Origin of the sequence: Myxococcus sp. CA040A (assembly GCF_013336725.1) — a bacterium.
GTDB lineage: Bacteria > Myxococcota > Myxococcia > Myxococcales > Myxococcaceae > Myxococcus > Myxococcus llanfairpwllgwyngyllgogerychwyrndrobwllllantysiliogogogochensis.
In genome coordinates, this window is sequence record NZ_JABUMR010000006.1 from 560,639 (window position 1) to 572,558 (window position 11,920).

The window sequence follows — 11,920 nt, forward strand, 5'->3', positions numbered from 1 at the left end:
CTTCTCGAGCCTGGATGACTCGTGTCGGGGGGACCTTTTTCACCGGATGTGCCACGCGAGGGACGTGTCAGGTCGCCTCCACGCCGACGAACCCACCTCCCTGGAGGCCGAGCAGGCGCGACGCGAGGGCCCCTTGCGTGGAACTCGCGTTCCCCTCGGTGGGAACGACGCTTCCGACTCGAAAAGGCGATGACTTCTCCTCCTGGGAAAATCCCGGGAGCAGGCAGGCACGGAAGTGAGGCCTCTCGTTCCCAGGCTGAGGACTGGCCCGCACTTCCCGAGCGAATCCGACGTCACGGGGAGCATCTACGAAGACCTTCGTTGACATCTACGAACCCATTCGTATGATGAGTTCGTGGATGCTGGATGCGAGGAAGCCATGAGCGAGTCGAAGCTGCCGCGCCCCACGGATGGCGAGCTGGCCATCCTGAGGGTGCTGTGGGAGCGCGGTGACAGCACGGTGCGAGAGGTGCACGAGGCGCTTCACCGGCGAGAGCCGGCGGAGGCCACGGGCTACACGACGGTGCTGAAGCTGATGCAAATCATGACGGACAAGGGCCTGGTGGCGCGCGACGAGTCCCAGCGCGCGCACGTGTACCGGGCCCATGCGACGGAGCAGCGCACGCAGCGGCAGCTGGTGACGGACCTGGTGGAGCGCGCCTTCGGCGGCTCTCCGGCCCGGCTGGCCATGCAGGCGTTGTCCTCGCGCAAGACGAGCCCGGAGGAGCTGGCCCAGTTGCGCCAGCTGCTCGATTCCATGGAAGGAGCGGACGAATGAGCAGCCTGGTGATGGAGTCGATGGGATGGGCGCTGGTGCACTCGCTCTGGCAGGGCACGCTGGTGGCGCTGGGGTTGGGCGTCGCGCTGATGACGGTGGGCCGGCGCGCGGCCAACGCGCGGTATGCGCTGGCGTGTGGCGCGCTGGTGCTGACCGTGGTGCTGCCAGTGGCCACGGGGTGGCGGCACGCGACGCAAGCGCGCGCCACGCGGGCGGCCGAGCACGCCGTGTCCACGCGGGACCTCCGCCAGGAGGCGCTCGTCGCTGCGCGGACCCGGGCCATGGCGCGGTGGGACCGCTCCGCTCGCACCGGGGTCTCCGAGCGCGAGCCCGCGCGGGCCGCGACTTCCGACTGGACCCGCATGGAGCCCGCGAGCCTGCTGACGCTGGTGGTGGAGCGGGTGCGCGCGTCCCTGGCGGACCTGTTGCGCTGGGTGGTGCTCGCGTGGGTGGCGGGCGTGGGCCTGAGCTCCGGACGGCTGACGGCGGAGTGGGTGCAGTTGCGCCGGCTCGCGCGCCGTGCCCTGCCCGCGCCCCACGAGTGGCAGGAGCGGCTCGACACGCTGTCGCGTCGCCTGGGCCTTTCGCGCGCGGTGCGGCTGCTCCAGACGACCGAGGTGGACGTGCCCTCGACGGTGGGCTGGCTGTCTCCGGTGGTGCTGCTGCCAGTGTCCGCGCTCTCCGGACTGCCCACCCGTCAGTTGGAGATGGTGCTGGCGCATGAGCTGGCCCACATCCGCCGGCATGACTTCGCGGTGAACCTGGCGCAGGTGGTGGTGGAGACGCTCTTCTTCTACCACCCGGCCGTGCGGTGGATGTCCAACGTCATCCGCGTGGAGCGCGAGCACTGCTGCGACGACGTGGCGGTGAGCGCCAGCGGCAACTCCGTCTCCTACGCTCGGGCCCTCACCGCGCTGGAGTCCCTGCGGGTGCTGCCCTCGTCGGAGCCGAGCCACGCGATGTCCGCGCTGGGCGGCTCGCTGCCCGAGCGCGTGCGTCGCCTGGTCTCTCCGCCCGCGCCGCGCTGCTCCTCCCGCTGGGTCGCAGGGGCGTCGGTGCTGACGCTCATCAGCAGCCTCGCGGTGGCCGCGCCCCTGACGTCGCTGGTGCTGGGCCAGGCCCCCACCTCCGACGTGTCCAAGCCGGGCGTCGCGAACGCCGCCGTCCCCGCGCCGCCCGAGGCTCCCGAGCCCGCCGCGTCGCCGAGCCCGCGCGCCCTCCCCCGCCTTCCCACGGCGCCGAGGCCGCCCGGCGATGTCAAGGTGGCCCTCCCGATGAAGCTGGCCGCTGCGCCCAACGTGAAGGTGTCCACGCGCCAGGACGACGAGGACTCGGACCTCGACGAGCGCACGAAGGTGGGCGCCGGTCAGTCGCTCTCCGTCGACCAGTTGGTGGCGCTGAAGACGGCGGGCGTGACGCCGGAGCGGGTGCGGGAGCTGGAGTCGATGGGCTACGAGCCCACCGTCGCCAACCTCGTCGAGATGGGCCACATGGGCGTCACCTCCGAGTACATGAAGCAGATGACCGCGAGCTTCGGCCGCAAGCTGGAAGCCAACGCGCTGGTGGAGCTGCGCGCCCTGGGTATCACTCCGGAGTACGTGGCGGCGCTCAGGGACGCGGGCTTCGACACGAAGAACCCGGACGACGTGGTGGAGGCGCGCGCGGTGGGAGTGGACCCGGAGTACGTGCGCGGACTGAAGGCCGCGGGCTACTCCGGCATGTCGCTGGAGGACATCTCCGAGCTGCGCGCGGTGGGCGTGGACCCGGCGTACATCGCCGCGCTGGGCAAGATGGGCCTGCCCAAGCTCTCCGTGAATGACCTCCAGGAGCTGCGCGCGGTGGGTGTCACGCCGGAGTGGATGGAGCAGATGCGCTCGGCCGGCGTGGAGACGAAGGACCCGGACGAGCTCACCGAGCTGCGCGCCCTGGGCATCACCCCGGACTTCCTGCGCGAGCTGAACGCCGCGGGCCTGAAGAACCTCTCCCCCGATGAGCTGGTGCGCCTGCGCGCCGGCGGCGTGGACGCCGACTTCATCCGGCGCCTGCGCGACTCCAAGTAACACCGTTACACCGAAACACCTGTCACCGAGTGGCCGGGGAGCAGCGCTCGCTCCCCGGCCCCGTGACACCCCTCCCCTCTCACGCCCTTCCCCACGGACGCGCCCACACGGGCTCGCGCCGGACGGCAGGGCTCCGTCCAGAACCGAAGGAGCCTCACCATGATGCGTCGCGTGTCGTCGCTGTTGACCTGCTGTGCCCTGTTGCTGGTGGCCACCACCGCCTCCGCCGCGAAGGAGCTGCGAGGCACCTGGACGTCCTCCTCCCGGGAGAAGTCCGCGGAGAACTTCCACATCAGCCTCATCCACCCCGACGACGAGGACGGCGGCAACGGGCAGATGGGCTTCTCCGAGCCCCGCGCGGCCTTCCAGGGCCTGCCCACGGCGGACGGCCCGGCCACCTTCACGCTCTCCCGCGAGGCCGGCGTCTTCACCTTCACCGGCACCTTCCAGGCCGGAGACGGCGCGGGCCACTACCGCTTCGCACCGAGCGATACCTACGCGAAGTCCATGGCCGCGCTCGGCTACCCGAAGCTCACCGAGCTTCAACAGTTCCAGCTCGCGGCGACGAACGTCACCACCCAGCGGGTGAAGGAGCTGGGGGCCATGGGCTACAAGGACATCCCGCTGGAGCAGCTGCTCACGGTGGGCATCTTCAACGTGTCACCCGAGTACGTCCGCGAGCTGGCGAAGCTGGGGTACGAGAAGCTGACGCTGGAGCAGCTGGTGCAGGGCCGCATCCACGGCGTCACGTCCCAGCGCGTGAAGGACCTGGGCTCGGCGGGCTTCCCCAAGCTGTCCTGGGAGGACCTGCTCGCCATGTCCATCCACGGCGTCACCGCGGAGTACATCCGCGACGTGCGCGCCATGGGCTACGGCGGCCTGGACGCCGAGAAAATCGTCGCCTTCCGCATCCACGGCATCACCACCGAGTTCGCCCGGGAGATGCGCGGCCTGGGCTTCAAGGACCTGGACGCCGACGAGCTGGTCGCCATGCGCATCCACGGCGTCTCCACGCCCTTCGTGAAGGAGATGCGTGAGCTGGGCTTCAAGGATTTGGACTCGGACGACTTCGTCGCCATGCGCATCCACGGCGTCACCATGCCCTTCGTGAAGGAGATGCGAGAGCTGGGCTTCAAGGAAATCACGCAGGAAGAACTGGTCTCCTTCCGCATCCACGGCGTGACGTCCGACTTCGTGAAGAAGCTGCGCGACGCGGGCTACAAGAACATCACCCCGGACGAGCTGGTGCGCCTGCGCATCCATGGAATCGACGAGACGTTCATGCGTTCCATGTCTCGTGGCGGCAAGGGCGGCGCGAGCGGCAAGTAGCACTCCAGGGCCATTCAGGAAACTCCGCCTACTCACGTTCTTTACCGAGGGAGCCCGGTGTCCCCGCTTCGCGGACACGAGGGAAATGGGTCATGTCATCCGGTATCAGAGGGGCCATCGCGCTCGGAGTGTCGCTGTGGAGTCTGGCGACGAGCGCGGCGGTGGAGGGGCCGGGGAAGGAGCAGTTTCTCCAGGCGGCGCGGGCCACGGGCTCGATTCAGGTGGACGGGAAGCTGAACGAGGACGACTGGGCGCGCGCGCCGGTGTTCGACGGCTTCGTGGAGCGCTATCCGGCGGCGGGCCGGACGCCGTCGGAGAAGACGGAGCTGCGCATCCTCTACGACGGAGACATGCTGTACGTGGGCGTGGTGGCGCGCGACTCGGAGCCTTCGCGCATCGACCGGCGGTTGGGGCGGCGGGACAGCGCGCCTTACTCGGACACGATTCACGTCCTCGTCGACCCGACGCATGACCACCGCACGGCGTACAGCTTCTCCGTCACCGCCGGCGGCGTGCAGAGCGATGGGCTCTACTACGACGACCGCTACTACACGGAGGACTGGAGCGGCATCTGGGCGGGCGCCTCGGACGGCGTGGAGGACGGCTGGGTGGCGGAGTTCGCCATTCCCCTCTCGCTGCTGCGCTTCCCGGAGGCGCCGGTGCAGACGTGGGGCTTCTCGGTGCGGCGGGACATCGCGCGCAAGAACGAGGAGCTGGAGTCGGTGGACAACCCGCGCAACCACAACGCCAACGTGTCGCGGCTGGGACACCTGACGGGCCTGGAGAATCTCCAACCGCGCGGGCGGTGGGAGCTGATGCCGTACCTGGCGGCACGGGGCCTGGCGCGGCCCCAGTTCTCGGACGCGTCACGGCCCGCGCCGCGTCTGCTCAGCCCGTCCATGGACGTGGGCCTGGACGTGCGCGCCGCGCTCACCAGCCAGCTCGCGCTGGCGGCGACGTTCAATCCGGACTTCGGCGAGGTGGAGGCGGATGAGCTGCTGCTCAACCTGAGCACCTTCGAGGCGTACTTCCCGGAGCGGCGCCCCTTCTTCACGCAGGGCATGGAGCTGTTCCAGCCGGTGGGCATGGACGTGGGCGGCGCGCCGCTGGCGCTCTTCTATTCGCGGCGCATCGGCCTGGACACGCCGCTGCTCGGCGCGGCGAAGGTGACGGGCTCGGTGGGCGGCGTGCAGGTGGGCGTGCTGGACGCGCTCGTCACCGGCCCCTGGCAGGCGCGCGACGAGGCGAGCCCGGACCGGAACCTGCGCTTCGACTGGCGCAGGCCGCTGCACCTGGGCGCGGGGCTGGAGCTGCCGGACGAGCCCTCCGCGACGACGCACTACCTGGTGGCGGTGGCACGAGGGAAGGTGGGCGCGGGCTCGCGCGTGGGCGGCGCGGTGGCCATGGCCAACCCGCTGTCGGGCACCTGCACCGCCGAGGACGCGGCCCTGGAGGACTCACAGCAACCGGCGTCGTGTCGGGGACGCGGCGGGCTCGCGGGCGCGCTCGACTTCGACCTGAAGACGGCGGACAGCACCTGGGGCGTGTACGGGATGATGGTGGCCTCACGCGTGGATGGCGGCCCGCCGGAGCGCGTGCTCGCGGATGGCACCCGGTTGCAAACCGGGGACTCGGGCGTGGGCGGCTACCTGCGCGCGGGACGCTTCGGTGGCGAGGGCCTGCGTCCGGAGGTCGGCGTGGATGTCGCCACGCCGAAGCTGTCGCTGGTGGCCACGGGGTTCCAGCGCTCGCAGAACGAGGTGGCCCCCCGAGCCTCGCTGCGCTACGCGCGGCCCAATGGCCTGGGCCCGTTCAAGGCGCTGTTCGCCAATGCCCACGCCGGTGGAAAGTGGACGGCGGATGACCGGAGCGAGCACCGGGTCACCTGGTTCAACCTCTACGCGAGCGCCACCCTGCCCAGCTTCGACACGCTGAGCGTGGAGACGGGCCTGGACCTCAACGGCTACGACGTGCGGGAGCTGGCGAACACAGGCATCCCGCTGGAGCGACCGGACCGGATGTTCGTGAGCCTCAGCGGCGAGACGAACCCCAACCGCAAGGTGTCGGTGGAGGGGTACGTCGCGCTCGGCCACCGCTTCCAGGGCGGACCGAGCGCTCCGGCCTGGGACTGGGGCGGGGAGGTCACCTTGTCCGCGAGGCCGCACCCGTCGCTCCAGACGGAGCTCTCCGTGGGCAACGACAAGACGGACCATGGGCCGCGCTACGTGGAGACGCTGGACGATGGCCGCTTCCTGCTGGGCTCGCTGGACTCGCGCTTCCTGTCGCTCACGCTGAGACAGCAGTGGGTGCTGACGCCCCGGCTCACCTTGCAGGGTTACGCGCAGCTCTTCACCGCGCACGGCACCTACGGCCCCTTCTTCACGGCGACGTCCGACGCGCGGCGGTCGCGCATCCGGCTCGACTCGCTGACCGCCGTCGCGCACGACGACGACAGCAGCTTCTACGACACCGCGCTGAACGTGAATGTCGTCGCGCGGTGGGAGTACCAACTGGGCTCCACGCTCTTCCTCATCTACTCACGCTCGCAGCAGGGGCTGCCGGAGCCCGAAGGTGAGCGGCCCTCCGCGACGCTGCGTCCGCGACAGTTGCTGGCGGGTCCGGCCAACGACGCGGTGATGCTCAAATGGAGCTACTACTGGGGCGCGTGAGGTGACGGGGCCTCACGGCAGGGCGCACAGGCGCGAGACGGCGGAGCGCGCCTCGTTCACCACGCCCTCATGCGTGGCCAGCGAGAGGCCGGGCCCCACGTGCCCGTCATCCGACTCGGCGGGCTCCAGCGCCGGCCGCGCACGCGCACGAGCATGGTGCGCATAGGCGCGCGCGAGGACATCCAGGTCCGCGCCGTAGCGCCGCACGGCCTCGCGCAGCTCGGCGTCACGAACCTCCAGGGACTTCACCCGCGAGGACAGCTCCTCGAGCTGGCTCGCGTTCAAGGCCAGCGAGTGGGAGTCGTGCTGCCTGTCTCGAAAGCCATCCGTCACGCGCAGCTCCTCCAGCACCAGGGCCTGCACGGAGGCACAGGTCTCCTTCTTGCGCGTCTGGCACGCGGACAGGCCCACGAGCCCCGCCGCCAGCCCCCACACGAGCACACGGCGTCCCGGCCCCGAGAGCCGAGGCCACCTGGCGCGACATGGGCGTGGAGACAGGCGCACGCACCCACGCTCGGCGTGCCACCCCGGGCTGTCAATTCCAGCCGGGAGCCGGTGTCGCGGGGCGAAAAGCCCGGGCGCGCGGGACGGCGCTTCGGAGGGTCGCGCCGCGCAAATGCGCGGTACTGAAAAGACGCGCGCACGGCGGTCCTAGAGGCACGGGCAGGCGGGGGCCCGCCGCGAGGGCTTGGGAGCGTCGGCTGGCGAACGACTCGGGCAGACGAGTGCGTGCACGCGAGAAAGGCAGGTCCCAGTTTCGCCGCGGGTGGCGTGGAGGAGGAGGGTGCAATGGTTTCGCTTCGAATCGCCTGTCTCGGGCTGCTGATGGCACTGTCGGCGTGTGCCTCGTCGAATCCGGCCGTGGTGAGGGCCCCCCGCGAGGAGGCGCCTCCGGTGGTGGGCCTCCAGGAGGAGGGCGGCACCTACGGCTACCGCGCGGAGGACCCGGTGCGCGTGGGCTGGGGCAACCCGGGCGTCATGGCCTTCTTCGAGCTGCTGCGCGGCCCCCAGGGTCAGCGCGTGGCGTGGAAGCGGCTGGGCCCGTGTTGTGACACCGGCCCCACGCCCTCGCTCGAGTACGCGGGGCTGGAGGTGTTCGAGGTGGGCTACGAGGGGCTGGAGCTCCCCGTGCGCCTGTTCATCGACCCGAACCACGGGGCCGCCATCCGCGCGCCCCGGGGCTTCACCATCGAGGGCTTGACCTCCCGCGAGACGCCGACGACTCCGTCGGACGTCATCGAGCTGTAGCCAGGCGCGCGAGCGGGGTGCTCACTCCAGCGACGGTGACTCATCGTTGGGGATGAGCACCTTGCGCGCGAGCGACACGGGCAGGCCCAGTTGCAGGAAGCGGTCGTGGAAGTCCTTCAGGACGAACTTCTTCCCGCTCGCCTCCAGGTGCTTCCGGTAGTCCTCGCGCAGCTTCAGAATCTGCATGCGGCCGGCCGCGTAGTACAGGTACGTGGGGTTGGACGTGCCGCGCTCCACCTCGCGCATCGCGGGGAAGGGCTCGAAGTACGCAATCTCCGCGTAGCGCTTCGCCACCGCGTCCACCGGCTCGTTGTACACGTGCAGCGCCAGCGCCGCGTACCACCGCGCGTGCCGCTGGAGCGCGCGCCGCAGCTGGCCCAGGCGCACCGACGGGTCACCCTGGCCCAGGCCCTCGTCCACCATCATCTGCTCGGCGTAGTGGGCCCAGCCCTCCACCACGGAGGCGGGGGTGAAGACCTTGCGCACGTCCGTGGGAATCTTGGCCCCGTAGAGCAGCTGCACGAAGTGGCCCGGCATGGCCTCATGCACGGTGATGCCCAACAGGCCCGCGCGGTTGAAGTACGTCAGGTGCTGCGACTTCTCCTCGGTGGACCACTCCGCCTCCACGTTGGTGATGTTGTAGTACGCCTCCTTGGCCTTGCTCTCGAAGGGGCCCGGCGTGTCCATGGACGCGAAGCCCAGCCGCTCGTACGGCGGCGTCTCGCGCACGGACGGCAGCGCGTCCGAGGGCAGCGTGAGGATGTCCTTCTCGCGCACGAAGCGCTGCAGCTCCACCAGCTGGGTGCGCGCCAGGGGAATCAGCTCCTCGGAGGTGGGGTGGTCCTTCACCAGGACCGCCATCACCTGCTCCGGCGTCTTCGACGGGTCCACCTTCGCCGTCTCGCGCGCCACCCACGCCTTGTACTCACGGATGGCCCGCTCGTTGATGTCGCGCAGCTGGTCCGCGCTCAGCGAGATGTGCTCCTCCAGCGCCAGCTTCTTCTCGAACAGCTCGCGGCCCAGCCGGAAGTCGCCGTTGGCCTGGGGCAGCAGCTCCTCCTCCAGCCACTCGGTGAAGCCCTCCATCTGCCGCAGGGCGTCCGCGCGCGCGGCGTGGAAGGCCTCGCGCTCCGCCGGAGGCACCTTGTCCAGGCCCTGCGCCTCCAGGGCGCGCGGCAGGTCCACGCGCAGGTACACCTGCGTGCCGCGCGCGTCGCGGATGGCCTGCTCCGCCCACAGCCGGGGCACACCCGTCAGGTTCTCCTTCGCCGCCTCCAGGACGTGAGGGATGCGCGCCATGCGAGAGCGCATGTCCCGCATCCGCTCGTTCAGCGGCGCGAAGTCGCGCGAGGACAAACTCGACAGCCCCCCGGAGACGAGGCCCACGTAGGCGCCGGGGTTCTTCTCCCAGATGCGCTCCTCCTCCAGCTCCAGCAGCTCCGCGCGAATGGCGTTCTGCAGCACCACGCCGTCGACGGCGTCGTCACCGGAGAGCGCGGAGCAGTTCACCTGCTCCAGTCGGGTGAGCCAGCCCCGCAGCGCCTCCGCCTTGCGTTGCAGCGCTTCCTTGGAGACGTCCTGCAGGTGCGCGTCGTGCGCGTGGAAACCCAGCCGCGTCGCGCGCACGGGGTTGGCCGCGGAGAACCAGTCCAGATACTCGCGGATGAAGTGCGAGTAGGAAGCGGTGGCGGCGCGAGAGGGCGTTGGCAAGGAGGAGGAGGACTCCGACCCGTCCTTCGAGCGCGACGCGCACGCGGAGAGACTGGCCAGCAAAATGACTGCGACACGAATGCGCATGAGGGCTCTCTTCAAGGATGACGGGCCGAAGTCTCGGCACTCGTGTGGGCAAGGGGTAGGCGGAAACAAGCGCGCTCGCAAGACGCCGTCGTGCGCTCAACCCGTCGGGTCGCCCCGGAGGACACCCTTGACGTGCGCTGACTCACCGTTGCGCGAATGCCCCCGTGGGTCCGTCCTGAGTCGGACGCTCATGACACGCGCACAACGCCTGCTTGCTCACCGATGACGACGTGACGCAGGCTGGGACGACATGACTCCGCGCGCCTGTGTCCTGTGGTCCCTGGTGTGGCTGTCCAGTGCGTGTGCCTCGCGTGGGCACCTCCCGAGCACCCCACCTCCTCCAGCGGAGTACGGAACTCCGCACCCCTTCCTCCTCCAGGCCGCCGCGCCCGATGGCCGGTGGCTGCTCGCGTGTCAGGCGCGCGAGGACACCAACAAGGATGGAACCATCGCGGTCAGGGTGGGCAGCCATGGAGATCTCGGCGGCGACGAGGCTCGGCTGTATCTGTTCCGGGAGCCTGGAGCGGGCCTCGCCGTCGACGACGTGCTCGCCGTGGACTCCCTGGCACGACACATCGTCCTGGTGCGCGAGGGCGCGCTCCGACTCCTCGACACCGTGACGGGCACGGAGCAGGTGCTCGCGCCCTGGACCGCCGACGACGTGGGCACGAACGCGTCCCAGCCGCCCGTGCGCGCCAGCTTCTCGCGCGACGGCCAGCGCCTGCTCTATCTGAAGACCGAGGCTGGGAAGAAGGTCGCGGTGCTGCGGGACGTCGCGCGTGGCGAGGAGCGCGTGCTGGACGCGGGCCCGGGGTTGCTCGGACAGGCGAGGCTGCATGAGAACGGACTCTGGGCCGTCTTCGACGTGGTGGCGCAGGACACCGACGAGGACGGCACGCTGACCTGGCCTCATCAACAGACGTCCCTCGCTCCGGCGCGATGCCGGGGACCGGTCAGCTCCGCCTCCCAGGGCGAGCGGAAGGGCGACAGTCCCGTGCGCCGCTTCCTGCGCGTGGACGGCGGCACGCTCATCGAGGGCAGGGACATCCTCCAGCCGCTGGGTGATGGCCTGCTTCGCACCCTGCCGCATGGCGCCATCGCCTTCGAGGACGCGCGGGGCAACCAGCAGACGTGGGTGCCCGAGAGCTGCCGGGCCCGGCTGTACGCCGTGGACGAGCCCCGTAGACTGCTCGTCGTCGGCTGCAAGACGAGGGACCCGTTGGGGACGACGCTGGAGCTGCACGGCCCCGAGCTGCACCTGTCCCTGGAGCGCGAGGTGTCGCCGTACGCACCGGTGAGGAGGTCCTCCAACGAAGAGCGTCCTCGACTGCTGCCCACCTTCGTCCTCACCAGCAAGGACACCGAGCGCACCTACGCCGTCTTCATCCTGGACATGGAGCGCCACACGCTCGTGCCCCCTCCCATCCCCGCCAGCACCTGGGTTCATGCCCAGGGTTCCCATGCGCTGCTGCGGGAGGACCCCACGGGAGACGGCGGAGAGCGTAGGAGGCCTCGACTGTGGCTGTGGAACGCGGACACCGGCGAGAAGCGTCTGGTCGGCGAGGCCAGTGGAGACTTCCAGGAGAGGGCGGGAGAGCGAGTGCTCTACATGGGATGGCTGATGGACCTGGGCACCGGCCAGGTGCTGGGTCCCGTCACCGAAGCGCCCCTGGCCATCGACACGCGGGGCGGAGCGCTGCGCTACACGCATGCCGCCCCCGCGTGGGCCGACCCCAAGCCCGAGAAGACCGTGCCCCTGGGCCCCGTGAAGTGGGAGCCCGCGGTGAATCCCTCCGTGAAACCCACGAGCCCACCCGGGAATACCTCCGCCGCTCCCTCTCCGAGCGGCCCCTGAGCCGCGCGTTTTCCGGGGGTTGATAGCGACCACGGAGGTGAAAGCCCCTTCCCTCTCGCCTGCTCCGTGCGCACATGGAGCGTGTCGGGTGGCTGGAGGCGCCAGAGGGCCGGCTGGCGCCTCCGTTTCTCGCCCCTGGGACGGCCGGACGACCCCACCGCGCGGGTCGCGTGCATTTCCACGC

8 protein-coding genes are annotated in these 11,920 nt (G+C 70.3%); 6 read left to right on the forward strand and 2 right to left on the reverse strand.

Translation table 11 applies throughout. The features are described from left to right. Window positions 1–379: 379 nt before the first annotated feature. From HUA75_RS28495 to HUA75_RS28510, 4 genes are all read left to right on the forward strand, one after another. Window positions 380–778, forward strand: coding sequence for a BlaI/MecI/CopY family transcriptional regulator (locus tag HUA75_RS28495; protein ID WP_141641690.1), 399 nt, complete (start codon window positions 380–382; stop codon window positions 776–778). Next, window positions 775–2,838 (forward strand): M56 family metallopeptidase, encoded by a 2,064-nt coding sequence (locus HUA75_RS28500; RefSeq protein WP_174488142.1) that lies wholly within the window; start codon window positions 775–777, stop codon window positions 2,836–2,838. Before HUA75_RS28495 ends, HUA75_RS28500 begins: the two co-directional genes overlap by 4 nt. Window positions 2,839–2,997: 159 nt before the next feature. After that, on the forward strand, window positions 2,998–4,167 hold the full coding sequence (locus HUA75_RS28505) for a 4-hydroxy-3-methylbut-2-enyl diphosphate reductase (RefSeq protein ID WP_254627800.1): 1,170 nt from the start codon (window positions 2,998–3,000) through the stop codon (window positions 4,165–4,167). Window positions 4,168–4,259: 92 nt separating this feature from the next. Further along, on the forward strand, window positions 4,260–6,836 hold the full coding sequence (locus tag HUA75_RS28510) for a DUF5916 domain-containing protein (RefSeq protein ID WP_174488143.1): 2,577 nt from the start codon (window positions 4,260–4,262) through the stop codon (window positions 6,834–6,836). 12 nt (window positions 6,837–6,848) lie between these two features. On the opposite strand, the gene HUA75_RS28515 is transcribed toward HUA75_RS28510, so the two are convergent. Further along, window positions 6,849–7,277 carry a hypothetical protein gene (locus tag HUA75_RS28515; protein ID WP_174488144.1) on the reverse strand — a complete coding sequence of 143 codons (429 nt, stop codon included), beginning with the start codon at window positions 7,275–7,277 and terminating at the stop codon, window positions 6,849–6,851. A gap of 348 nt (window positions 7,278–7,625) precedes the next feature. Here HUA75_RS28515 and HUA75_RS28520 point away from each other — a divergent pair, with 348 nt between their 5' ends. After that, complete coding sequence (locus HUA75_RS28520; protein ID WP_254613991.1) at window positions 7,626–8,084, forward strand: fibril protein; 459 nt, start codon at window positions 7,626–7,628, stop codon at window positions 8,082–8,084. 21 nt (window positions 8,085–8,105) lie between these two features. Here the strand turns inward: HUA75_RS28520 and HUA75_RS28525 are convergent, their stop codons facing one another. After that, on the reverse strand, window positions 8,106–9,794 hold the full coding sequence (locus tag HUA75_RS28525) for a DUF885 domain-containing protein (protein WP_254627801.1): 1,689 nt from the start codon (window positions 9,792–9,794) through the stop codon (window positions 8,106–8,108). Between the two features lie 337 nt (window positions 9,795–10,131). Between HUA75_RS28525 and HUA75_RS28530 the strand changes: the two genes are divergently transcribed. Beyond that, on the forward strand, window positions 10,132–11,736 hold the full coding sequence (locus HUA75_RS28530) for a hypothetical protein (protein ID WP_174488146.1): 1,605 nt from the start codon (window positions 10,132–10,134) through the stop codon (window positions 11,734–11,736). Window positions 11,737–11,920 lie beyond the last annotated feature (184 nt).

Bases quoted from the DNA above. Each gene is read 5' to 3' on its own strand.
- HUA75_RS28495 (WP_141641690.1), top strand. From the start codon at position 380: ATGAGCGAGTCGAAGCTGCCGCGCCCCACGGATGGCGAGCTGGCCATC.
- HUA75_RS28500 (WP_174488142.1), top strand. From the start codon at position 775: ATGAGCAGCCTGGTGATGGAGTCGATGGGATGGGCGCTGGTGCACTCG.
- HUA75_RS28505 (WP_254627800.1), top strand. From the start codon at position 2,998: ATGATGCGTCGCGTGTCGTCGCTGTTGACCTGCTGTGCCCTGTTGCTG.
- HUA75_RS28510 (WP_174488143.1), top strand. From the start codon at position 4,260: ATGTCATCCGGTATCAGAGGGGCCATCGCGCTCGGAGTGTCGCTGTGG.
- HUA75_RS28520 (WP_254613991.1), top strand. From the start codon at position 7,626: ATGGTTTCGCTTCGAATCGCCTGTCTCGGGCTGCTGATGGCACTGTCG.
- HUA75_RS28530 (WP_174488146.1), top strand. From the start codon at position 10,132: ATGACTCCGCGCGCCTGTGTCCTGTGGTCCCTGGTGTGGCTGTCCAGT.